The organism is Flavobacterium sp. CFBP9031, from assembly GCF_034044945.1.
In the GTDB taxonomy this organism is placed as follows: domain Bacteria; phylum Bacteroidota; class Bacteroidia; order Flavobacteriales; family Flavobacteriaceae; genus Flavobacterium.
In genome coordinates this window covers 436,456-461,569 of record NZ_JAXCWF010000002.1, presented here as the reverse complement: position 1 = coordinate 461,569, position 25,114 = coordinate 436,456, and the positions used below count along the sequence as shown (strand labels likewise).

General features: G+C 33.8%; 19 protein-coding genes. 5 read left to right on the top strand and 14 right to left on the bottom strand.

Annotation, left to right across the window (positions count from 1 at the left end):
- Nucleotides 1-118: 118 nt before the first annotated feature.
- From SOM12_RS05520 to galA, 3 genes are all read right to left on the bottom strand, one after another.
- Nucleotides 119-526, bottom strand: coding sequence for a cupin domain-containing protein (locus SOM12_RS05520; protein WP_320492693.1), 408 nt, complete (start codon nucleotides 524-526; stop codon nucleotides 119-121).
- A 308-nt stretch (nucleotides 527-834) separates the two neighbouring features.
- Nucleotides 835-1,704 (bottom strand): helix-turn-helix domain-containing protein, encoded by an 870-nt coding sequence (locus tag SOM12_RS05515; protein ID WP_095927620.1) that lies wholly within the window; start codon nucleotides 1,702-1,704, stop codon nucleotides 835-837.
- 283 nt (nucleotides 1,705-1,987) lie between these two features.
- Complete coding sequence (gene galA / locus SOM12_RS05510; RefSeq protein ID WP_320492692.1) at nucleotides 1,988-4,810, bottom strand: beta-galactosidase GalA; 2,823 nt, start codon at nucleotides 4,808-4,810, stop codon at nucleotides 1,988-1,990.
- A gap of 213 nt (nucleotides 4,811-5,023) precedes the next feature.
- Here galA and SOM12_RS05505 point away from each other — a divergent pair, with 213 nt between their 5' ends.
- Entirely contained in the window at nucleotides 5,024-5,404 is a 381-nt protein-coding gene (locus SOM12_RS05505) for a hypothetical protein (protein WP_095927623.1), read from the top strand.
- A gap of 197 nt (nucleotides 5,405-5,601) precedes the next feature.
- Here the strand turns inward: SOM12_RS05505 and SOM12_RS05500 are convergent, their stop codons facing one another.
- Nucleotides 5,602-6,096 (bottom strand): TlpA disulfide reductase family protein, encoded by a 495-nt coding sequence (locus tag SOM12_RS05500; RefSeq protein ID WP_320492691.1) that lies wholly within the window; start codon nucleotides 6,094-6,096, stop codon nucleotides 5,602-5,604.
- A 307-nt stretch (nucleotides 6,097-6,403) separates the two neighbouring features.
- On the opposite strand from SOM12_RS05500, the gene SOM12_RS05495 reads away from it, so the two are divergent.
- The 3 genes from SOM12_RS05495 (at nucleotide 6,404) to tyrS (ending at nucleotide 9,413) form a co-directional block, all read left to right on the top strand.
- Nucleotides 6,404-6,706: an ArsR/SmtB family transcription factor gene (locus tag SOM12_RS05495; protein WP_091496855.1), complete on the top strand. Its 303-nt coding sequence runs from the start codon at nucleotides 6,404-6,406 to the stop codon at nucleotides 6,704-6,706.
- Nucleotides 6,707-6,713: 7 nt separating this feature from the next.
- A complete protein-coding gene (locus tag SOM12_RS05490) occupies nucleotides 6,714-7,820 on the top strand; it encodes an NADH:flavin oxidoreductase (RefSeq protein WP_320492690.1) in 1,107 nt (368 codons plus the stop codon).
- A gap of 390 nt (nucleotides 7,821-8,210) precedes the next feature.
- Entirely contained in the window at nucleotides 8,211-9,413 is a 1,203-nt protein-coding gene (gene tyrS, locus SOM12_RS05485; RefSeq protein WP_320492689.1) for a tyrosine--tRNA ligase, read from the top strand.
- A 104-nt stretch (nucleotides 9,414-9,517) separates the two neighbouring features.
- On the opposite strand, the gene SOM12_RS05480 is transcribed toward tyrS, so the two are convergent.
- From SOM12_RS05480 to SOM12_RS05455, 6 genes are all read right to left on the bottom strand, one after another.
- Entirely contained in the window at nucleotides 9,518-10,660 is a 1,143-nt protein-coding gene (locus tag SOM12_RS05480) for an acyltransferase family protein (RefSeq protein ID WP_095927627.1), read from the bottom strand.
- Nucleotides 10,661-10,779: 119 nt separating this feature from the next.
- Nucleotides 10,780-11,427 (bottom strand): DUF1349 domain-containing protein, encoded by a 648-nt coding sequence (locus tag SOM12_RS05475; RefSeq protein ID WP_095927628.1) that lies wholly within the window; start codon nucleotides 11,425-11,427, stop codon nucleotides 10,780-10,782.
- Nucleotides 11,428-11,561: 134 nt separating this feature from the next.
- Nucleotides 11,562-13,778, bottom strand: a complete 2,217-nt coding sequence (locus SOM12_RS05470) for a glycoside hydrolase family 3 C-terminal domain-containing protein (protein WP_095927629.1) — start codon at nucleotides 13,776-13,778, stop codon at nucleotides 11,562-11,564.
- 204 nt (nucleotides 13,779-13,982) lie between these two features.
- Nucleotides 13,983-15,623: a DUF6377 domain-containing protein gene (locus SOM12_RS05465; protein WP_095927630.1), complete on the bottom strand. Its 1,641-nt coding sequence runs from the start codon at nucleotides 15,621-15,623 to the stop codon at nucleotides 13,983-13,985.
- Nucleotides 15,624-15,842: 219 nt separating this feature from the next.
- Entirely contained in the window at nucleotides 15,843-18,101 is a 2,259-nt protein-coding gene (locus SOM12_RS05460; protein WP_320492688.1) for an acyl-CoA dehydrogenase, read from the bottom strand.
- A gap of 333 nt (nucleotides 18,102-18,434) precedes the next feature.
- The gene (locus tag SOM12_RS05455; protein WP_320492687.1) at nucleotides 18,435-19,349 is read right to left on the bottom strand and encodes an EamA family transporter; all 915 of its coding nucleotides are present in this window, start codon (nucleotides 19,347-19,349) and stop codon (nucleotides 18,435-18,437) included.
- 107 nt (nucleotides 19,350-19,456) lie between these two features.
- Here SOM12_RS05455 and SOM12_RS05450 point away from each other — a divergent pair, with 107 nt between their 5' ends.
- Entirely contained in the window at nucleotides 19,457-20,878 is a 1,422-nt protein-coding gene (locus tag SOM12_RS05450) for a PLP-dependent aminotransferase family protein (RefSeq protein ID WP_320492686.1), read from the top strand.
- Between the two features lie 280 nt (nucleotides 20,879-21,158).
- Here the strand turns inward: SOM12_RS05450 and SOM12_RS05445 are convergent, their stop codons facing one another.
- The 4 genes from SOM12_RS05445 to SOM12_RS05430 all read right to left on the bottom strand — a co-directional run bounded on the left by SOM12_RS05445 (nucleotide 21,159) and on the right by SOM12_RS05430 (nucleotide 25,087).
- Nucleotides 21,159-22,106, bottom strand: a complete 948-nt coding sequence (locus tag SOM12_RS05445) for a bestrophin family protein (RefSeq protein WP_095927631.1) — start codon at nucleotides 22,104-22,106, stop codon at nucleotides 21,159-21,161.
- Between the two features lie 117 nt (nucleotides 22,107-22,223).
- A complete protein-coding gene (locus SOM12_RS05440) occupies nucleotides 22,224-22,946 on the bottom strand; it encodes a hypothetical protein (protein ID WP_095927632.1) in 723 nt (240 codons plus the stop codon).
- 82 nt (nucleotides 22,947-23,028) lie between these two features.
- A complete protein-coding gene (locus tag SOM12_RS05435) occupies nucleotides 23,029-24,411 on the bottom strand; it encodes a HAMP domain-containing sensor histidine kinase (RefSeq protein WP_320492685.1) in 1,383 nt (460 codons plus the stop codon).
- Nucleotide 24,412: 1 nt separating this feature from the next.
- Nucleotides 24,413-25,087, bottom strand: coding sequence for a response regulator transcription factor (locus SOM12_RS05430; protein ID WP_250835739.1), 675 nt, complete (start codon nucleotides 25,085-25,087; stop codon nucleotides 24,413-24,415).
- Between the last annotated feature and the right edge of the window lie 27 nt (nucleotides 25,088-25,114).

Sequence of the window (25,114 nt, the reverse complement as noted above, 5' to 3'; positions counted from 1 at the left end):
TCATATTGATTCACAAATAGTTATATAAATTTCGATTATTTTTATCTAATCAAAAAATATAATGTGTTATAAATCAGTAAAATCTGCGCAAAACTTAGAATCTCAGAACCTTAGCAACTTAGCATCTTTCAAAAGAATAATATTCTTCATCAGTAACACTTTCCAGCCAAGTTCCATGACCTTTGTCTATTTCTGTTACAATGGTAATATGAGAATATTTTGTCGTTGGTGTTGCTCCGTACCAATGCTCAATTCCAGGTAAAACCGTGATTACTTTCCCTTTTTCGATAAGATTAATTTGTCCGCCTCTTTCTTGGTAATAGCCAACTCCATCTGTTACAATGATCAACTGCAGACTAGCGTTACTGTGCCAATTGCTTCTCGCTCCGGGTTCAAAAGAAATATCTTTGATAACAGTATTTTGAGGATGAATTTCGCTTGTCTGCTTTTTATATGACACTTCGCCTGTCATATAAGTATTTGGAATTTTACCTTCTTCGGTTACGGCAGTGAAATGTGTCGACATAATTTCGTTGTTTTTAGGTTAATAATTAATTTTTAAATTCTTATAAGCTTATTTGAATGAAATAATCAGTACATCGAATCTCTTGATAGAAGGAGATTTTGATTTTAATTAATACTTTAAAAATTTTATATTTTTCTATTATCAAAATTTAAAACTAAATGCAAAGCGGAGCATGCTTTTGTGAAGTGTTATTTAGTCATTAAAAAAACTGATACAAAGATTCGTTGTTTATTTCAGGGCAAATGTAGTACAATACTACAATGCCGAAATAACAATATTCAAACAAAAAATTAAGAAATTGAAACAATTTACATTCGAAGCGATTTCGGAACCGTTCCTGTAAGTCTTTTAAAATAATTATTGAAATAACTCGGATATTCAAATCCAAGCGAATAACCAATATCAGAAATACTCCAGTCTGTGTGCTGCAATAAAGCTTTTGCTTCATTGACAACTCTTTCTGTTATGTGTGCCGTGGTTGGTTTTCCTGTAACTTCTTTTACCGAACGATTTAAATGATTGACGTGAACAGAAAGGCTCTGTGCGTAATCTTGAGGTGTTTTTAAAGCTAAAGGTTGATCTTTGGTTTCTATGGGAAATTGTCTTTCTAATAATTCTAAAAACAAAGAAGTAATTCTCGAAGAAGCATTTTTATGTTTAAAGAAGTTCTCCGAAGGCTGCATTTTCATTGATTCATGAATAATCAAATTGACATAACTGCGCATTAAATCGTCTTTGAAGGCATAATCGGTTTCGTATTCTTCGATCATTTTTTGGAACAAGGAATCGATAAACACCTTTTGTTCAAGAGTTAACGTAAAAATTGGAGTTCCTCCTATTTTAAATAAAGGCGATTCCTGAAGGGTTTCAGAACGGTCTTTGGTTTTAAAAAATTCTTCGGTAAAAACGCAGGCATAACCTTCGAATTTCTCAGAAATAGTTTCCCAAGAATATGGAATAATCGGATTACCAAAAAACAGAATCGTCCCGTCAGTTTCTATTCCGCGGTCAGCGTATTGTATGATACTTTTACTAGTATTAATACAGATTTTATAAAAGTCTCTTCGGCTGTAAACGGGAACTTTACTGAAATCTCCATTTATAGGATAAACTTTAAAACCTTTCATCTTCAAATCTGAAGTGAAATCGCAATTCTGTGTTTCTGATTGATTATTCATTTTGCAAAGTTATGAAAATCAAACAATATTTTTTGTTTCAGGTTTAAAGTTTCAAGTTTTAAACCGCAAAGTTCGCTAAGAATTACGCAAAGGTTTGCAAATGAATTTGCAGTTAAATTTAGAAATTCAGATTTGTCCTCCTGAGCGAAGTCGAAGGATATGCGCATTTTATATTGCATGTCGAGTCACTTACGTATCCTTCGACTTCACTCAGGAAGACATAAATTGAGAAAAAACTTTGTGAACCTTGCGTAATTCTTTGCGATCTTTGCGGTTAAAAAAACTACTTCACTACAATCACACCATTCTTTAATCCTTTCCCAGAAGCAGATAAAACCACTTCTTTTGCATTTTCATCTTTCTGGATGATGATTTGCGCATAACCATTAAACAGCTTTCTTTTCCAAGGTTCTGCTGGCGTTATTACTTGAATAATTCCTGGATCGGTATTCATAACATCCCAGTCTTTTACTTTTTGCAAAGGCGTTGCTGCAATGTGAATCGTGTTTTTTCCTTCTTTTAAAATAGCCGAATTCAAAACATATTTTTGAGAATCATCTTTACTTGGTTCAACTTTATTTCCATTGACGAAAACCACTGTTTCAACTCCTATTTTTTTGTAAAAGAAACTCACAACATTCGAAGCGGAGTTGTTTTTTAAATCAAATTCTCCTTTATAAATATACGACGACGCTTGTTTTTTGTAATCGCGGTCTTTAAAAGCTTCTGTCCACTCTTTTTCTGAATAATTAGACAATTCCTGAGGCAGAGAGGCAGTTGTTGCTTTTTGTTCCATAAAATTACTTATAGCAACCAAAGCAATATTATCAATAAATTGATCGCTTTCTTGCGAAGTTGGATCTCCGTTTCCTACTCCTAAAATTTTTCCGCCTTTAATAGCAAACATAATTTCATCGTTTGCTGTCGGAATGTGCAAACCGTTTTTATCTGTGGTTTCCACCGTTAAAACAGAAACATTTCCTTTCAATACATTTTCTTTATCCAAGGAAAGTTTGATATTTTCTGCTCTTCCAATAGTTTTCTGAACATCAGAAAGTACTTTTTTTCCGTTTTTATAACCAACAGCCTTCAAAGTTCCTGGAGTATACTTTACTTTCCATTCCAAATGGCTATTTTGCTCCATTTTCTTTTTCCCCAAGCTCTTTTTGTTAAGGAAAAGCTCCACTTCATCACAATTCGAATATGCCCAAACATCAATTTCTTTGCCTTCCATTCCACTCCAATTCCAATGTGGCAATACATGCAAAACGGGTTCTTTTCTCCACCAAGATTTTAAGTAGAAAACATTGTCTTTCGGGAAACCGCAAACATCCATCATTCCGAAATAAGACGTTACAGACGGCCAACCATACGGCGTTGGCTCCCCGCGGTAATCAAAACCTGTCCAGATAAACATTCCTGCCAAATAAGGTCGTTCAGCATAAAACTTCCAGCCTTCTTCTATACTATAAAAAGTTGGTCGAGGTTTTTTATCGTAAGCGCTTTGATAATGTTTGGCATCATCTGTAAAATAAATGCCTCGGGTTGCAAAAGTCGAACCTTCCTCGGTTCCCATTCCTGGCTGTTGTTTAAACTGATTTCTATGCGCATCAATATCTCCGTTTCCGAGATAATTATACCCCATAATTTCGACAACAGAAGAGATTCCGCTTTTAAATCCACTGCTGATTCCTACTGTTACAGGTCTCGTCCGATCGATGCTTTTACTAAAATCCTGCATGATATTGGTAATTCTTTCACCCGTAATTCCGCCCTCAATCTGCCATTCTTCATTTCCAACTGACCAGCAGAAAATACTCGGATGATTACGATCTCGTTCCATCATTCGCTGTAAATCATTCAAATGATACTCATTGATTCCCATTAAACGGGTTTCGTCAATAACCAGCATTCCTAATTTATCGCAAGCATCCAGCAATTCAGGCGTTGGCGGATGATGCGAACAGCGATAAGCATTTGAACCCATTTCTTTCAGTTTTGCAATTCTATAATACTGAATTTCATCTGGAAGTGCTGTTCCAATTCCCGCGTGATCCTGATGGTTGTTTGTTCCTTTCAGTTTTACATGTTTTCCGTTAAGGAAAAAACCTTTTTCTGGATTAAATTCAATTGTTCTAATCCCAAAAGAGGTTTTATAGCTGTCAATTACTTCTCCATCCTTTTTTATTTCAGTAATTAGCTGGTATAAATTAGGAGAATCAATATCCCACAAAAGCGGATTTTCTACTCGTAATTTTGAACTATAATTTATAGTTTGATAAAATTCTGGCGCCAATACATTTTCAGAAGAAATTGCAACCTGCTTGTTTTTATTATTTAAAATGGTTTGAACAACTTCTATCGAACCTTTAAACTTTCCGTTGTTTTTAATTTTTACATCTGCCGTAACTGCAGCATCATTTCCTACCAATTCAGAAGTAACATAAGTTCCATTTTGAATTATGTGAATCGGATTCGTTTTTTGTAAATAAACATGTCTATAAATTCCAGCACCTTCATAAAACCAGCCTTCTTCCATAGAAGCATCTACACGCACTACAATTGTATTTTCGCCTCCATAATTAACATAAGCCGATACATCATATTCAAAACCATTATAACCACTTTCTTCGGTTCCTAAATAAAATCCGTTGAAAAAGACTTTTGAATTTCTAAAAACGCCATCAAATTTTAGAGAAATAATTTTCCCTAAATCTTCATTCGGAATATTTATCTTTTTTCTGTACCAGCCAATACTTTTCTCTGGGAAATTTTTGCCTGCTGATTTGAATCCGTGACTGAAACTTGCGGTTTCACTAAAAGGCTGTTCAACTGCCCAGTCATGCGGCAAATCCATTTTTCTCCAAGCGCGATCATCAAATCCAGAAGCCGCTGGTCCATCACCAAAGCCGGTTTTGGTTAAATACGAAAAATAACCTTCGGCGTGACCGAAATCTTTTTTGGTATCGTATTGATGACCAAATGAAAAGCTCCAATCTTTATCGATTAAAACAAGCGCTCTCCCCGATTTATTTTGAGCCAATAAATGGAATGAACAGACAAGAAAAAAACAGAGAATTGTTTTTTGAACAAAAGTGGTTTTCATAAGTTTGGTTTGTTAGTAAAATCAAATAGCGATAAAAATAAAGTTTTTAGAGAAGAAACATTAATAGTATTTTATCAAAATATGATAACTCATTCATAACAAATGTTTCTAGAATAGGCTTTTAAAATTTAGAATGAATCTAATGGCTTCAGATTCAAAAATGATTTTCTTTTAATGTAATTTTATATTGAAATCTTAAAAAGCAATTCTACTATGAGTACTATTATGAATGAAAATAGACTCCAAACGACTTTCAAAAACCTTGATCATAAGATTAACAAACTTAATGATCAAAAGATTGTGGCTTTTTTTGAATCTTTAGGATTATTAGAAAGAAAAGACGTTCCGAAGGACTTTTTGAACTGGGAAAATATATTAATTGTGGTTCCCAATCGACATGTTTCTCACGAACTGAAATACTATAAATATACCATTTCACGAATTTCATTCTTAACAAATCCTTACGCAGATCAAATTCACATTTTTGATCTCAAAGATTGGAAAAGCGCATCGGGAAACAAAACGCAGTTTCAGATAAGAGAAATGCTGAAAACGAGTTTTGGAGGTGTAAAAAAAGTGATTAAAGAGTCTTAGAAAAAGAATTAAAAATTAAAAGCCCAATCGATATTGGGCTTTTATGTTTTTAACTACACACGCTAAATTTTATTTCTCTCGCAGATTTGGCAGATTATGGAGATTTTTTCTGCTACTTTAAAAAAATTAAATCTGCTCAATCTGCCAAATCTGCGAGAGAAAATCTTTTAGATGAAATACTTTGAGGTTAAGGAAAACTATTGTACTTCTAAAAGCTCTCTAATTTTATCTTCTAAAGCCTGTCCGTGAATATTTTTTGCTAAAATAATTCCGTTTTTATCAATTAAAAAATTCAATGGAATAGATTGCAACATATAATCTCCAATAACCGGAGATTGCCAGTATTTTAAATCACTCACATTTGTCCAAGGCAGTTTTGCTTTTGCGATTGCTCCTATCCATAATGGCTTTTTGGTATCCATAGAAACTCCGTAAATTGATAGTTTGTCTGGATACGCATTGTGTAATTTTATTAATAGAGGCTGCTCTTTAATACAAGGTCCGCACCAAGAAGCCCAAAAGTCTATTAAAACTAAAGTTCCTCTTAAAGAAGAAAGTGCAACTTTCTCTCCTTTTGTATCTGGAAGATCAATTTCTGGAGCAATATCTCCAATATCTACACCTACAACTTGAGCTTTAGAATTGGTAATTACACAACACAAGAACGCTACGATAAGTAAAGTTTTTTTCATAATAGATTAAGTTTTATTTGTTTTGGGGCATTTTATCGATTTGACTTGTCATTCTGAGGAACGAAGAATCACACTAGATATTCCACATGTAAAATCTCCAATCTTTGTAGAGTTTCTGGTGTGATTCTTCGTTCCTCAGAATGACAGAAATGACGTAAAATTGTTTGCGTCATTATCTGAAAAGCAAATATAATTTTTTTATCAAACCTTGCATAGTTCTTCCCTACCATTCTGCTCCCAATCATAAAATTATCCTAAATATTTTTCTTTAAATCCATATATCGGGAAAAGTCGATATATTTGCACCATGGAAACGATAGAAATTTTTAAAGCATTATCGAACAAATCCAGACTACAAATGCTGGAATGGTTAAAAGAGCCCGAAATTAACTTTCCGGGACAGCTTGAGCATGCCGGATTTGAGCATGGTGTCTGCGTTGGGCAGATTCAGGCCAAAGCTGGTTTGACACAATCCACAGTATCCGAATACCTGTCTATTTTACAGCGCGCTGGTTTTATTGAAGCCAAACGTGTTGGACAATGGACTTATTATAAACGTAACGAAGGTGCCTTTGAAGCACTCAGTAAATTAATTCAATCTAATTTGTAAAATTACTATGAGTACAAACAACCTATTTTCAGAATTTAATCTAAAATCGTTAAATCTGAAAAACCGAATCGTAATGGCGCCAATGACGCGCTCTTTTTCTCCTAACGGAGTTCCAACTGATGAAGTCGCAGCTTACTACCAAAAAAGAGCTGAAGGCGAAGTTGGTTTAATTTTATCTGAAGGAACTGTTATTGACAGAAAATCTTCTTCTAATGATGCGAATGTTCCTCACTTTTATGGCGATTTAGCTTTAAACGGATGGAAAAAAGTGATTAACGAAGTTCACTCTGCGGGTGGAAAAATGGGTCCGCAAATTTGGCACATGGGAATTATGGACAACCACCATTCTGGATGGGTTCCGCCAGTTCCTTTTGAAGGTCCGTCTGGATTAAACCGTCCTGACTTTAGAAATGGTGTTGCCATGACTGAAAAAGATATTGAAGATACTATTCTTGCTTTTGGAAAAGCTGCTGCTGATGCGAAAAGATTAGGCTTTGACACTGTTGAAATTCACGGTGCACACGGTTATTTAATTGACCAATTCTTTAGAGCTGAAACCAACTTGCGTGAAGATATTTATGGAGGAAAAACACTTCCTGAGCGTAACCGTTTTGCTATTGAAGTGGTAAAAGAAGTGAGAAAGCAAGTTGGAAACGACTTTGCTGTGATTATGCGTTTTTCTCAATTTAAACCTTCTGATTATAATTATAAACTGGCTAAGAATCCACAGGAATTAGAAGCTTGGCTTACTCCTCTTGTTGATGCTGGTGTTGATATCATTCACGCTTCGCAACGTCGTTTCTGGGAACCTGAATTTGAAGGTTCTGATTTAAACTTTGCTGGATGGGCTAAAAAAGTAACTGGAGCGCCAACTATTACAGTAGGTTCTGTTGGACTTTCTGGTGATTTCTTTGGTGCATTTGCAGGAGAAAGTTCGCAACCGACTTCTTTAGAAGAATTAAACAGACGTTTCGACAGAGGCGATTTTGATTTGGTTGCCGTTGGAAGACCTCTTTTATCAGATCCGAATTGGGTTGCTAAAATCAAAGCAGGAAAAACTGAAGAATTAAAAGGCTTTACTAAAGAAGCTCTAAGCCAATTGGTTTTAGAATAATTTTTTTAAGATACAAAGTTACAAAGGTTCAAAGGGACAAAGTTTTTCCTTTGAACCTTTTTTATTTTCTAAAATATTAAGGGATAAATATAATAATTTATCTTTTCTTTCTCTGCTGAGACTTATCCATTTCAAGTATTTAATCCTATTTTGTTTAAAATGATAAAATATGATGCCATTTTAATACATAAAATTTATCTTTGCAATCGATATGAAATTCTTGAACAGCATATTACGCCTTCCTTTTTTCAGCACTTATTATTATGCAATAATATCTGCTCGGATAGGCTATGCATATAATTCAACGTATTCACGACTATAAATTAAATAGATAAATTATATAAACCTTAAAGCCCGGGCATTGCGTCCGGGCTTTTTTATTTTCAAAAAATGGAAACAATTGAAAAATTAAAACAAAATGCCGCCATCTTTCTTCCCGAAAATGGCTTAGAAGAAAAAATCAATCAGGCTGAAAAAGAAAACAGAAAACTAATTATCAAACTAGGTTTTGACCCAACTGCTCCAGATTTGCATTTGGGACATGCAGTTGTCTTGAAAAAGTTGAAACAATTTCAAGATTTAGGGCATCAAATCGTAATCGTTGTGGGAAGTTTTACCGCAAGAATTGGTGATCCGACGGGAAAAAATAAAAGTCGAAAACCTCTTAGCATTGAAGAAGTTCAGCATAATGCAGAAACCTACATTTCGCAATTATCTAAAATTATTAATATTGAAAAAGCTAAAATTGTTTTTAATTCAGAATGGCTCGATGAACTTTCTTTTTCTGAAGTGATTCAGATCATGTCCAATGTGACGGTCGCTCAATTGATGCATAGAAATGATTTTAATAAACGATTTACAGAAAACACCCCAATTGCCATGCACGAACTGGTTTACCCAATTTTACAAGGTTTTGATTCGGTTAAAATTAATGCTGATATCGAAATGGGCGGAACAGATCAATTGTTCAACTGTACAATGGGAAGGCAATTGCAGGAGAGTTTTAAACTTTCAGGACAAATTGTGATGTGTATGCCTTTACTGAAAGGATTGGATGGAAAAGAAAAAATGAGTAAATCGCTTCATAATACAATCGGATTGATTGATGAACCGAATGAAATGTTTGGCAAAACCATGTCGATTCCTGACGCTCTTATTCTTGAATTTTTAGAATTGACAACCGATTTTTCATTTGAAGAAAAAGAAAAAATCAAGAAAAGATTAGAGGATGAAAATCCGATGAATATTAAAAAACTGATTGCCAAAAATATCATTTGCCAATACCATAATCAAACGGAAGCGGAACAAGCAGAACAATTTTTTATTAATCAATTTCAAAGTAAAAATGCGGAAACCAAATCATTTGTTCCTGTTTCCATTTCTTCTTTAGAAAGCAAAACCAATGAAATTGCATTAATTGACCTTTGTGCCTTTATAAAAAATGATATTACAAAATCAGCAAACAGAAGATTGATTGAAAGTGGTGCGGTTCAGATTAATAATGAAAAAATTATCGATCCATTTAAATTAATTCAGTTACGAAAAGAAACAAAGATTAAAATCGGAAAAAGGAGTTTTTATGAGTTACAATAATTGATTCTTTCATTTCAATCATCAATAAAAAAGGGATAAAACAAATCGTTTTATCCCTTTCTACATTTGCAACTAACAAAAATTACAAACTCTAAAAAAACTCATTATGCCTCGATTGGCTTTTTCTTTTGAAACTTATTTACAAGCCAATTTCTAACTGGCTCATCGTATAATTTTAAACATACAAAAGCTAGAATGATACTTACGATTAATACGCCGATTCCTTCCAAATAGCCATTTTCCATCGAAACTTTATTATCTACAACCCAAGCTGTAAACCAATAAATTAATGGATAATGCGTAATATAAATTGGGTATGAAATATCTCCAAGAAGTTTACAAATCTTAAGTGAGAATTCATTTTTGATCTCTCCTCCTGCTCCGATTGCTACAATAATTGGAAACATTACAATGATGCAGAAAGATTCGTATAAACCGTTGATCCAAAGACTATTTTCGTCTCCCAATCTTGGCAATGCTAAAACAATTGTGATTAAAATACTGCAAACCCAAAAAGCATTTTTAATATGAATTAATTTTCCTAAACGGCATAATAAAACTCCAGCAAAAAATGGATAAAGTAATCTTGTGAAACCAACATTCATTTGTTCCCAATTCAATGACCAGCCGCCGATTACATCTCCTTTGGGTCCAAAAACAGTATAATTAATTAACAGTCCGGCAAATATCAATACAAAAACTGACATTACTTTATTCGAAAATTTACGAAAGATTAAGGCGTACAAGATGTTTGCAATATATTCGAAAAAAAGCGACCATGCCGGACCATTTAAAGGATGCATTTCTCCCCAACCTCTAATTTCTAATGAAGGCGGAATTGGCAATAATGTAAACCCTATTACCATTGTCAAAATAACTTTCCAAACTTCCATACCTCCAATCATTGGAAACAATATATCTGAAGCTTGAAAATAATAGAATATGGCTCCAATGATCATTCCAAGAATTACCATGGGCTGTAAACGGATTAATCGGCGTTTGTAAAACTCCCATTGTCCCATTTTCCCCCAACGATCATCATACGCATATGCGACAACAAATCCAGATAAAAGGAAAAAGAAATCAACAGCAAGATATCCGTGATTTATAATTTGTACAAAACGATTTCCGCCTGCGAAAGCTTCAAAAATATGAAAAGCAACTACTAAAATAGCCGCCACTCCACGAAGTCCATCAAGAATTTCGTAATGTTTTTTTGGTTTAATATCAGATGAAATTGAACTCATTTGTTTTTTGGTTTAAGTTAGGTTAGGTTTTAATTGTAGATAGCAGAATTTAGATTTTCTGCAATCTTAAAATTCAAAAATTAAGTTTGGAATTTGGAATTTTTAAATTGAAATTTAATCTACTGGTGGTTTTTCAGCCATTCCGCTCTTCTCTGATCTGGTAAATGTTTTACCGTAAAGTTCTCAAATTTGGCTTCAAAACCTTTTCCGTCTGGAGAAGCGGCCATTAAACCAACCATAACTGGCGTGTTGTCTTGCAAAGGCGCATTTCTAGTCAAGATATAATTTTTATCATCAAAAGAATAGAATATTTCGACAGCATCTAATCGTCGCACGGCTTTAATCCAAATAAAAGGAGGCACTTTTTCTAAAGTTGTTACGCTCCAATCACTTTTATCATGTGTTACAACGGTACTTACATTAAATTTTCCGTCAACAAACTCTACTCCTGTTTTAATATAATTTTTTTCGTCAATGCGAATCATTAATCCCATTTGGTCAAAACGCGCAATGTAGTTTCCAGTCAATTTTACTTTTGCTTCAAATTCGCCCCCATAATTAGCATAATAAAAAGGTGCATCATCAACTGTGAATCCGTAGTGCGAGATTCTCCAATAATCGCTGTTTGCTGTCACATTCATAATCAAAGTATTGTTTTTAATTTCCCATTTTTCAGGTTCATTAAACCATTGCATTTTATTCAGACTTTGAGCCGAAAGGTTTTGAAATAGAACAAATCCAATCGTAAATAGTAGTATTCGTTTCATTATAATTTGATTCTTTATTAATAAAAAGCAAAACTTCTAACGTTTTACTTTTAACTTTTTTAAGACAAAAGCAAAGCTGCAAATTTTTACACTTGCAGCTTTACAAACCAACCAATTTTTAGAAATAAAAAAACTTATTTAAGTGAGAAATTCACTTTAGATTTTATATCTGTAGATGAAGCGCCAATAATCGCTTCGAAATCACCAGGTTCTGCAACCCAGTCATGTTTTTTATCGTCAAAGAAACTTAAAGCCGTTTTATCAATTGTAAACGTTACTGTTTTTTCTTCTCCAGCTTTAAGAGCTACTTTCTCAAAACCTTTTAATTCTTTTACTGGACGTGGCAATGAAGATTTCACATCTGTGATGTACAATTGCACTACTTCAGAACCTTCTCTGCTTCCTGTGTTTTTAACATTAACTGAGAATGTAATTTTATCTCCAGCGTTCATTTGTTTTTTATCTGCTGTTACTTTTCCGTAAGCAAAAGTCGTGTAGCTTAAACCGTGTCCAAAAGAGAACAATGGTTTGATTTTGTTTTTATCTGCCCAACGGTAACCTACAAAAATTCCTTCATTATATTTTACTGAATCGCCTCCTGGGAATTCGCCTAAAGCGTGAGCTCCATTATCTGCTAATTTTACTGGGAAAGTAAAAGATAATTTTCCTGACGGATTCACATCTCCAACCAAAACATTTGCTAAAGCATTTCCTGCCTCAGTTCCTAAAAACCATCCCTGAACAATTCCTGGAACTTCTTTAATCCAAGGCATTGCAATTGCATTTCCAGAAATATTTACGAAAACAATATTCTTGTTAACTTTCGCTAAATCGCTAATTAATTTATCCTGACCATAAGATAAATTCAATTCATTACGATCATGTCCTTCGTCATCTTGATTTGGACTTTTGTTTAATCCACCAATGAAAAGAACAATATCTGCATCTTTAGCTACTTTTAAAGCTTCTGCAGTCAATTCTGCTGGAGAACGTTTGTCTTCTAAACTTACTTTAGCAACAACTCCGTTATAGTTACTTGTAGGATCTCCCACATAACCTCTTGCGTATACAATTTCAGCTTGATTTCCGATTCTTTTCTTTAAACCTTCTAGCGGAGTGATTTCGTATCTTGCTTTAAGCGAAGAACTTCCTCCACCTACAGTCATCATTTTGATAGCATTTTCTCCAATTACAGCAATCTTTTTGGTTTTAGAAAGATTGATTGGAAGAATGTTATTGTTGTTTTGCAATAAAACAATTCCCTCTTCTGCAATTTTGCGTCCAGCAATAGCATGTTCTTCTGTTCCAAAAGATCCGAAAGGACGATTTCTATCCATTGTAGTCAAGAAAGACAAACGTAGAATACGGCGTACTTTTTCGTCTAATTCTTTTGTTCCAATTTCTCCTTTCCTGATCATTTCAGAATATGGTTTTGCTAAGTAATAATTGTCATAAGCATTACTTGTTCCCCAAGACAAACCATTTGTCCAAGAACCAAATTCCATATCCAAACCATTGTGAATAGCTTGTTTAGTATCGTTAACACCACCCCAGTCTGAAACTACAACACCTTTGAAGCCCCATTCTCCGCGAAGAATATCGTTTAACAAATATTCGTTATGGCAGCATTGCTGACCTTTGTATTTATTGTAAGCGCCCATAATCGACCAAACATCACCTTCTTGAACTGCAGCTTTAAAAGCCGGAAGATAAATTTCGTACAATGCACGATCGTCAACAATTACGTCAACCGAGTTACGATTGGTTTCTTGATTATTTAATGCGAAATGCTTCACGCAGGCAGCAACTCCATTGGACTGAACTCCCTTAATATAAGGAACAACCATTTTTGAAGCTAAAAACGGATCTTCTCCCATGTACTCGAAGTTACGTCCGTTTAATGGACTTCTGTAAATGTTTACACCTGGCCCTAATAATACGTTTTTGTTACGGTAACGTGCTTCTTCTCCAATAGATTTACCATATAAAGAAGCCAATTCTTTGTTCCATGTTGATGAAAGTGCTGTTAGCGCTGGAAAAGCAATACAAGAGTCGTTTGTCCATCCCGCCTGATCCCATTCGTCCCATTTTACCTCTGCACGAATTCCGTGTGGTCCATCGGTCATCCAGTTTTCTGGAATTCCAAGACGTTTTACACCAGGAGAACTAAATTTAGACTGCGCATGAATCATGGCAATTTTCTCATCGGTTGTCATTCGTTTAAGCGCATCTTCTACACGCTCTTCAATCGGTTTTTTATCGTCTAGATAAACTGGAACTTTGTTTTGGGCATTAGCTCCCAAAGAACTTAGTAAAAGTAAAACAACAATTGTTTTAACGTTTTTTAACATAACAGTAATAATTAAGCATTAGTTAGATAATATTATAAAGTCTATTATAAAAACTTTCTCTATCATATTGTAAAACTAAAACGTTATCGTACAAGTTACATTTTTAGATAGAAAAAAGTAGTGGTTTAAAAAATTAAAAAACTGATTTACAAATATTTAAAACAAAAACTATAGTAAAAAAAGTAGTGGTTTTAAAATAAATATTTATGCTTTCAAAGCCATCGAACCAATTTTCATGACCATTTCTTCGAAATCATTTCGCGAAACTGCAGCCTTATTTCGAGCTCGTGTGCGGTAGTTGTAAATTGTGCTTAAAGAATAACGTAAAAATGCTGCAATTTTAACACTGTCGGTAATTCCAAGTCTGATTAAAGCAAAAATTCGAAGTTCTGTGTTTAGCAATTCATTTTGTTTTAAAACAATCTGTTCTTCTGGAATCAATAAAGCATTAAAATCTTTAACGAATGTTGGATATAAATTCAGAAAGATAATATCAAAATTCTTGTATAATTCTTCTAACTCATTATCAACCAAAGTAGTTGACTTTAGAATTTTATAAATTTCATCGAATTGTTTTGCGGTTGCCTTCTTGTTTAAAATAATGCGATAATTCTCCAACTTATTGATATAAGTCGAACAAAGATTGAAGAAATGCGCAATATATTCTTCTTTAACCAAATTAGATTCAGACAATTGCAGGTTACTTTCCTGAAGCTGACTGTTTGTTTCGGTAATATCTTTGTTTAATTCTGCCAATTTCTGACTGGTTTCAAAAAGTTCCGATTTAATTCTGGAAACCTTTTTCATCTGTACATACACATAAATAACCGCAACGATCAAAAACAGAGAAAGCAAACTGATGCAGAGTAAATAAATCTGCAATTCGCTTTTTCTCTGCGCTTCGCGCTCCTGATAAACGGTATTGATGATAGAATACACTTCTGACATCAATAAAGTTCTAAACTGTACATTGCAGTACAATGCATCTTCAATAGCAGATTGTGTGAGTTTATAAGCCATATCGACATCGCCAATTTCGTAAAAAACCAATGCCAATTCTTGCAATGAAGCATTGTCTTTATTGGCATTTTTAATGTCTGAAGTGGCAGAAAGTGCGTAATATTTTTTTCTCGATTCTAAATCATGTGTAGCTTCTGCAATTTTACCTAATAAATAAGTAATCATTGCATATTGCGGACTTTCTTCTTTTGTTTTTCCTAATAAAGCTAATAATTGTTTTTTAGGTTCATCAAATTTTTTATTGAAAATGTCGTGCTGGATTCTGTTAATCTGATATTCTAAAGTATTCGGATTTAAAACACCCACTAACGAATCTCGATATTTGCCAATCTGATTTCTGTATTCCGGGCTATAACTGTTTGCGGCATAATGCTCGAAAAACTCGCGATAGGAAAAATAATAAATTGGAATCAAAGAAGGCGCTAGATTCTTCTTGTTGATACTTTTTAAAATTGCTTCAGATTCACGGTATTTTCCAGAAGAAGAATAAAGCGTTACTAATTGCAATTGCGCTAAATTAAAAAGGTCTTTATTCTGAAGTTCTTCGGCAATCTTGAGGTTCTTTTTTACATATTGAATAGCCGAATCTGAATTTAATTTCTGATACTCAAAATACAATGTTTTATTATAATTGTACTCCTGCTCTTTCGTCAGATTATCAGATTTTATTTTCTTGAAGTTCGCAATTCGTTCTTCTTTAATCTTTACGTAATGCTGTTTGTTTTTAATCGCTTTGTTTAATTCTTTTAAAATAATATCTGTACTTTCCGATGCAAAAAGAGGAAAGTTTAGGATAAGAAATAGAAATAAGTAATATTTTTTCAAAGCGATTTTAATATAAAGGAATTACAAATATAGCAAAGCGAAAATATAAAAAATGAATTATTTTAGTAGTGGTTATAATTAACCAAAAATGGAATTATATCCTTTTATGTTATAAATAATTCAGCAAACAGAATATCAATCCTATAAATAAATTTATAAAAGAAGAGCTTTATCAAAGCTTAAAACTTTGACAAAGCTCCTCTAAAATTATATAAAAATCTAAAGCGCAATCGGCGCCGCTAAACAGCTTTCTGGAATATCAAAAGCATTTACAAGAGCCACAGCATCGGGACGAATATCCCAACAAAGCTGATTTACAATTTTACGAACTGCTTTGGTTTTAACTGCTTCCATATAACCGTCTTCCAGATACCAAGCTTTATTTTTTTCGATTTGCGAAAGAGCATACAATTGATTCAATTTCGTCAAAATGGCTTTTGACGATTCATCTTCAACTGCTTTTATGGCAAGTTGAAACTGCTCTAAAACTATTCTTTCTAAATAGGCTTCAGCTACATCAATCATTTGGTGCTGAACGACATTAAATGCATCGTAAGGTTCTAATCCGCCATCGATTAATTTCTTGATACGTCGCGTTGCAGAAGCCAAAATTGTTTTCTCTCTGTGAACAAATGCCTGAAGATGAAATTCACTATCTAACAAATGCTCCTCGTCTGTTCTTCGTGTAGCTATTGGGTTTTTCTCTGAAATAGCCGTTTTTGCGTTTTCATACACATAATTAATAATTCCTAACGACCCCATTTCTCCAAATGATTTTCTAAATTCGGCTAAACGGTTTTTAGCCACTAATTGCATCAATACAGTATTATCTCCTTCAAAAGTCGTGTAAATTTCGGTATCGTTTTTAAGCGCATCAATTCTGTTTTCAGACAAATAACCTTTTCCTCCGCATGCTTCTCTGCATTCTTGCAGAATATCTCTAGTACTCCAAGTAGAATACGATTTCATTCCCGCTGCTAAAGCTTCAATTTCTTGCATTTCGGCTTCAGTTCTATTTAAAAATCTGTTGGTTAAATATTGCAATGCAAAATGAACTGCATACGTTTTAGCCAAATGTGGCAATAACCTGCGTTGGTGCATTCTATAGTTTAAAATTGGAACTTCAGAACCTCCTTCTGGTCCAAATTGTCTTCTTTGATCGCTGTAGCGAATGGCAATGGTCAGTCCAGATTTTGCTGCGGCTAAAGCCGAACGTGGAATCCCAATTCTTCCTCCAACCAAAGTTCCTAACATGGTAAAAAATCGTCTGTTATCACTCGGAATCGGACTTTCGAATTCGCCTTTATCATTTACAGAAGCAAAACGATCCAACATATTTTCTTTCGGAATCACAACGTTATCAAAACTGATGGTTCCGTTATCAACGCCGTTTAATCCCATTTTATGACCACAATCGCCAATTGTTACTCCATTTACCACATTTCCGTTTGGATCGCGCAACGGAACCACAAAAGCATTTACACCATAATCATGATCGTCAATAATTAATTTAGCAAAAACAGTTGCCATTTGTCCATGAACAGCTGCATTTCCGATATATTCTTTTTGAGCGTTTTTATTTGGTGTATGAATGGTAAAAGTCTGATTGTTATGATTGTAAGTTGCTGTAGTTTCCAAACCTTTTACGTTCGATCCGTGATGTGTTTCAGTCATGGCAAAACAACCTGGAAGTTTCAGCGAACCAATATCTTTTAAATATTTAGCATAATGTTTTTCTGTTCCTAACGATTGGACGCTCATTCCCCAAAGTCCAAACTGAACACCAAATTTAATTACCAAGCTCAAATCATGATAGCTCAAAGTTTCCATAATAGCAAAATAATCGGCTATGTTTTCTCCTCCTCCATACTGTTTTGGGTACGCCATATTTCCGAGGTTTTCATCGGCCAGAATTTTACACCATTTGTAAACGGTTTGCCTAAAAACATTAATATCAGTCGAAGTTTCATAGGCAAACTCAGGTCTTGAAATCACCGATTTTACTCTTTTGATTATGGCCGCTTCTTTTCCATCTAAAATTTGAGTGATTTTCTGAATATCAAAACTTGCGTCGGTATGAGAATTGGCTGTAAAAGAACCTGCTTTTGTTTTGAAGTTTTGAAGCGCTTCTTCACCTAAAATTCCTAAATCATTTTCTAGTTTTTTGAAATCTGATTCGATTGGCGTTAAATCCAAATCGTTTCCTGAAAGCGCTTTTGCAATATCAAAAATCGACTTGATCGAAGATTTGTCCTGAATACTTGTTTCAATATCCAATTTCCATTGTGTGAGTTCATTTCGCGAAGGCGGATTCGAAATATCTAGTTTAGAAAGCAGAAATTCTTTTTCTTCTTCTGATAAAACAGTTAGGGAATTTATAAACTCTTTTAAAGTTGCAAATTCTTTCTGAGTCAATAAATCATCTGACCACACTAAATAAAACAACGGAGTAAAGGCTTGAAGTTTGGTATTTTTCATATCAATAGTATTCGGTTTAGAAATAGTTTTTTTTTAGCCACAGATTTTACAGATTAAAATGATTCTTTCTTCGCCACGAATTCCACTAATTTTCACCAATTTTATTCTCTATTCTAAAAATAATTTAATTCGCGAAAATTAGTGGAATTTGTGGCAACAATTTTTTGCACAAAGACTGTAATCCTTTTAATCTGTAAAATCTGTGGCTAAATATTTTTTTCGGCTTATCGCATAAAAAAACAGGAATGAAAAATACTCATTCCTGTTTAAACATCCTGTTAAGGTTCTTATAATTTTCGATTTTAAACCAATAAAAAATATGAAAACTAACCCTTATGAACCTTTGGATATTGAGGTCATTTTTTGCTTAATCGCAAAAATATGATGTGAATTAAAAACTAACACTGCGGTAAAAATGATACCATATGCTGTAATTTGTAAAGGTGTAATGTTTTCTCTGAAAAAGAAGGCCGCCAAACCAAATGCAATCATCGGATTGATGTTTAATAACATTCCAACTGTTGAAGAGTTGATTCCAGAAAGCGCATATAAATTCAGGAAAAGCGGAATAATTGTAAACAAAATTGCAATTGTCTCGATACAGAAATAGAATTTAAACTCTGTTGGAACTGGTCCTCCGTAACTCGGATAAAATGGCAATAAACATAATGCTGATAAAGTTATATGAAAAGTTAAAACAATAAACTTATCAAACCCTCTGTTGGCACGCTGACTTACTAAATAAGCCGCATAGGTTAAACCAATAATAATACTGAACAGCATATCCATTATATCACTGTAAGAAAGCAATATACATCCTGAAATGCTTAATCCTACAGAAAGCCATTGTGTTTTAAGCAGTTTTTCTTTCAATATAAAATAAGCCAATAAAGTCGTTAAAATGGGACAAACCAAATAAGCAAGAGAAGCCGCTTTTACGCTTACATGATTTACTACATAGATAAAAGTAAACCAATTGGCCATTAAAAATGCGCTTCCACCAATATTCAGAAGAATCGATTTTCTTTTTTCTGATTTTGGTAAAGCTTTAAAAATCTGAACGGTTTCTCTTATTTGTTTTCTTTTAAACAAAAAAGCAATTAAAAGCATTAAACCCGCACAACTAAAAACACGAAAAAACAAAATATCTAATGACGGATATTCATGTATTGGCTTTAAGACCAAACTAAAAAGTCCCCATATAATAAAGGCTGAAATCGCCGCGATATAATACTTTGTTGTCTTCACAAACTTGCTTTTTGAAATTGTTCTGTTTTGATTTGGCAAATTTCTTAAAAATAAAACAGCAATACAGATACAGTTTTTGTAAATTGCAGCATAACAGTTTTTATTTTATGAAAAATTCGAATTACTTATATCTTCAATTTGCTGACCGAATCGAGAAACAGATTAAATCGGGCGTTTTAAACGTTGGCGACAAACTGCCTTCTATACGCGAAGTCTGCGCCGAAACGGGTTACAGCATGAGTACCGTAAGTAAAGCCTATTATGAAATTGAAAGCCGTTCTCTTATCGAATCTCGACCGCAATCTGGCTATTATGTGAGTAATATTTCTGCTCGCGTAATTGCAGAACCTTCGGCAAGCAAACCGCAATTAAGCCTAGAAAACATTGAACGCGAAGATTTAATCGATTTGGTTTACGGTGATATGCGAACTAAAGATGTTACAATGCTTTCGCTAGGTTTTCCGTCCAATGAATTACTTCCGATTGCTAAACTGAATAAAGGAATGGTTCAGGCAATGCGACAATTACCAAACAGCGGAACGAGTTATGAGGAAATTCAAGGAAATAGCAATTTAAGAAAAGAAATTGCACGATGGTCTTTTACATGGGGCGGCTCTCTAACTGAAGAGGATATTATAACTACTCCAGGATGTATTTCTGCTATTTCAGATTGCTTATTAACACTGACAAAGCCGGGAGATACGATTATTACAGAAAGTCCAGTTTATTTTGGAATCCTGCAATTGGCGCGATCTCTAGGCTTATACGTAATGGAACTTCCTACCAATATGACTACGGGAATCGAATTGGAAGCGGTCAAAAAAACACTTTCTACCAATAAGGTAAAAGCTTGCGTTTTGATGAGTAATTTTAGTAATCCGTCGGGAAGCATGCTGCCAAATGAACATAAAAAAGAAATTGTTCGTTTGATGGATTTCTACAATGTTCCGCTAATTGAAGACGATATTCATGGCGATCTATACTTTGGTACAAGTCGGCCAACTAATTGCAAAACTTATGATGAAAGCGGCATTGTTTTGTGCTGCAGTTCTGTTTCTAAAACTTTAGCGCCAGGTTATCGAGTGGGTTGGGTTTCGCCAGGAAAATTTAAAAAAGAAGTTTTAAGAACGAAATTATATCATACTATTTCTAACACCACTATTACACATGAAGTGGTTGGAGATTTCTTGAAAAATGGCCGTTATGAGAATCATCTGAGAAAAATTCGACAGATTTTAAATCGAAATTGTACCAATTACATCAATACCGTTTTGGAATCTTTTCCAGCGGGAACAAAAGTGAGCCAGCCTCAAGGCGGTTTCTTTCTTTGGGTAGAATTGGATAAAAAAATCGATACCGCTGCTTTTTATCATTTAGCGCTTAAACATAATATTAGTATTGCGCCAGGGAGGATTTTTTCCTTTCAGAATCAATTTTCAAATTGCATGCGATTGAGTTTTGGATTGCCTTGGTCTAATGAGTTGAGAACTGCTATTCAGACATTGGGGAGATTGGCGAAACAGTTGTAATCGCCAATTTTTTGTCATTTCGACGTAAGGAGAAATCTTCGCGAGAAGCTCTACAAAGATTGGTGATTTTCTTTATGGAATTTCTAGTGTGATTTCTCCTTACGTCGAAATGACAAAACTTTGGGTTATTTCTGTATCTATTTACTTCGCGGAGTTTCTTGCGAAGATTTCTCCTCCGTCGAAATGACAAGACTGTAAGAATATTTTTTTTACAAAAAAACTGGACAGCGCAACTACACACTGTCCAGCCAACAATTAAAAGCAGACCAAAATTAATTAGTTATAAGACAAAATAAGCGTCTTTTTCGACTTTCTTAGGCTCGTCTTTTAAATCAAATTCTTTCAGGATATCAAATTCGCTTTGATATTCGTTTAGCATTTGTTTAATATTTTTTTCAATTGTATTTGCAATTGCGGTAACTGGAGTATCTGTTGGTCTGTTTTCAAACGGATCTTGCAAATGAATCGCCATTCTTTCGATCAAAAAGAAAGCAGCTCCAATAGCAGTAATCAACGGAATTGCAAACCAGCTTAAAACGCTCGTTAATCCGAAAGGCAATAGGAAAATGAACAAACACAAAGTCAATCTAATGTACATACTGTATGTTGTTGGGAAAATTGTATTTTTAATTCGCTCACATTTCCCCATTTCATCACATAATCTAGACAGAGTGTTATCGATTTCAACCTGCTGATACATGTTGATTTTCTTTTCGTTTTTAGCAGTTCGTAAATCTCTTGCATGCAGCATCAAAATTGCATTTGGAACGTTTTGATGATTTTTGATGTATCTGATTTCTTCTTCGCTAATTAAGCCTTCAATCGGTTTTATCGCATCTCTATTTCTAAGCGACTGACCTAAACTGTAACACCAAGCAATTTGTCTTTTAGCAAAATTTTCTTTGAATTCGCTTGCTTCAACAGAGAAATCTGGATCTTCGTAAAACGTTAAAACCTGACGAATCAAAGTTCTGGAGTCGTTTACAACAGCTCCCCAAACAATTCGTGCTTCCCACCATCTGTCATAAGCCTGATTTGATTTAAAAGCTAACAGTAATGAAATTATGGTTCCGATCATGGTCGGAATGGCAATCGGGATATCTACAGGAAGATTGATGAAATAATGATGAAAAATCTCAAATAGTATGGTATATGCTAATACCAATACAATTTCTACTTTAATTTTCCCGAGAACGTACTTCATTGGTATTCTTTTCTTTAATAACATATTTTCGGTTTTAAATTAAATTAATATTTTTTAAGAGGCTAAGATTCTAAGTTTCTAAGATGCTAAGAATTAAAAAGCTTAGAGACTTAGTGTCTTAGGAACTTAGAATCTCAGAAATCAAACCATCTCTTCGTACAATGAAAGAACAGGAAGGCCTAGTTTTTCATTGACATTTTCTTTTTTCGATTTTTTAAATTTGATTTTTTCGCCTTTTCTGGTTTCTACCAACATATCAATATTATGTTTTGAAATGGCTTCAGATAAGAATGGAGCGACTTTTTCATAGTCGTCTTCAAAACTGGCAGTTTGACTTACAATTTCAAAAGAGAAATTGGCGCTCAAAAAATCTTGAACATCTTTTACATGAATGTTCATACTAGAATTTTCTACGTAAAGTGCTTTATGGAAAACTTCTTTATTAATCTCTGTGCTTAAATGTAGAATTGGGCATTTTTGATTTCCTGCCAATTGCACCAAATACTGATGAATTCTTTTGGTTTCTTGTTTATAAGAATGGGTAAGAATGACCAATTTGACTGAAAAAGCTTCAATTAGCCTTTTAAAAATTGGTGCTGAAAGTCCGTATTGGTTGTGAACTTTTAATTTTATGTTTGAAGTGTGTTCAACAATATATCGGCAGGTTTCTAGAACTTCTTCCTGACTTCTGGTAAGTCCAGATTTCATTTCTCTCAAAAAACCAGAAGAAGAAAACGTATCGGGCGCTTCTGAAACTAATACTAAAATAATTTCTGATTCCGTATTTTTGGACTGATTCACCGCAGATTTAACAGCAGAGATTGTATCATCTTTTAAAGTCGTAGGTATAAGAAAGTTTTTCATAAGTACATCTTTTAGTTTATACTTACAAAATAACTGTCCGCAAATTAGACCTTAATTAATCTAAAATTAGAATTTTCTAAAATTAAACATTAGATTTTTTAATGTTGCCTTTTTTAAAGATAATGGTAACGATTGTTCCTTTATTTTGCTCCGATTGCACTTGAAGTTCGCCATCATGCATTCTAATGATTTTAGAAGCTAATGGAAGTCCCAAACCATATCCTATATACTTGGCAGCGATTTTACCCCTAAAGAAAGGCTCGTACAAATGCGGAATATCCTCAGGCGGAATTCCGATTCCGATATCATTAATCGATATTTTAATCATTTCTTTATTAGCAGAAAGACTTACAAAGACTTCATTGTTATCAGAATACTTTACTCCGTTGGTAATAATATTATTAATTGCCAATTCTAAAAGTGGTTTATTGCATGGCAGCAATAATAGATTAGAATCTTCTGGAGCAAAATTAAGTCTAATGCTTACGCGATTGTCTGGATAAATTTTATCTAAATCTGATTTTACATCCAATAACAATTCGTCCATTCGAGCAATATCAGACACTTGCTTTTGTCCGTCATAACCCGTTTGAGTCAATTTCAGCAAGCTTTCCGTTAAGTTTCCTAATCTTGAAGCCTGACTGTAGATATTTTGTAGCGATTCTATATATTCTTGTTGCTCTCTTTCCTTCAGCAGCATAATTTCTGCTTCGGCAATAATAGTTGTAATTGGCGTTTTTAATTCGTGAGATGCATTATTAATAAAGTTGGCTTGGATCTCGAAAGACGTTTCCAAACGATCCAGCATATTATTAAAAGTATTGGTCAAATCTGAAATTTCATCAGAATTTTTAACCTCAGGCAAACGATTATGAAGATTAGAAGCACTAATTCTTTTTACTTCTTTCGTAATCCTTGCCACTGGATCGACAACGCGTTTTGCTAAAAATCGTCCTAAAAGAAAAGCCAGAATCACAAAACCGATTCCGCCAAAAAGCATAATTTTAACAATATAAATGGTCGTATCTTTTCCTTTTCGATCTCTCGCGCCAACAATTACAATATATTTTTGATTGTTTTCTTGAAAAATCTGTCCCAAATAATATTTGTTATCTCTTTCAAAAGAATCTTTTCCTGTTCTTAAAATATTGGTATAAAAAGAATTTGGAAGATTTAGATTGGTATTGTAATCAAAACTATTGTGGCTGTTTATTTTCAATACATATTCTTCTTCCTCGATCAATTCTTCAAGACCATTCTTTTTAAGGTTCTTGTAATATTTGATCTTTTCTGGGTCTTTTTGAAAATGAATAGAAGAAACAATTTTTGCTCTATCATCCAGACGCTTCAAAAAATGATATCGATTGTTTTCTCTAAATAAGAAAAACACGATGATACACAATAGCGAAGTACTGAAGGTAGAAAGGGCAACGTAATTAAAAGTAATTTTTTTTCTAATATCCATATTATGGTTTTATAACATACCCCAAACCTTTCATAGTATGAATAAGTTTAGACGAATAAGGCTTATCTATCTTTCTTCTTAAGTATGTAATATAGACATCAACAACGTTGGTATTCATATCAAAATTAATATCCCAAACATTATCCAAAATCTGATCGCGCGATACGATTCTGCCTGTGTTTTTAGCCAAATAATATAAAAGTTTGAATTCTTTGGCGGTTAAAATGATGTTTTCCCCATCTCTTTTAACGGTTTTAGCTCGTCCGTTTATTTCTAAATCAGCAATTGTGATGGTATCTATTTTTTCTGTTTCCTGTTGCGATCTTCTGTACAGCGCATTTACTCTGGCATCTAATTCGCCAAATTTAAAAGGCTTAACCAAATAATCATCGGCACCAGCATTTAATCCTGTTACAATGTTTTCTGAAGTCCCTAAAGCTGTTAAAAGTAAAATTGGCACAAAGTTTTTTGCTGCGCGAAGTCTTCTGCAAATTTCAATTCCATTAACATCAGGAAGCATAACATCCAAAATCACTACATCGAAGGTATAATTATGAATCATCTCCATAGCCGTTTTACCGTCCATTGCAACGCTTACTTCATTATTATTTTCTGCAAATCCTTTTCTTAATATTGATAATAGATTTGGTTCGTCTTCAACTATAAGTAATTTCATCTTAAGAAGTTTGTATATACAACAAAA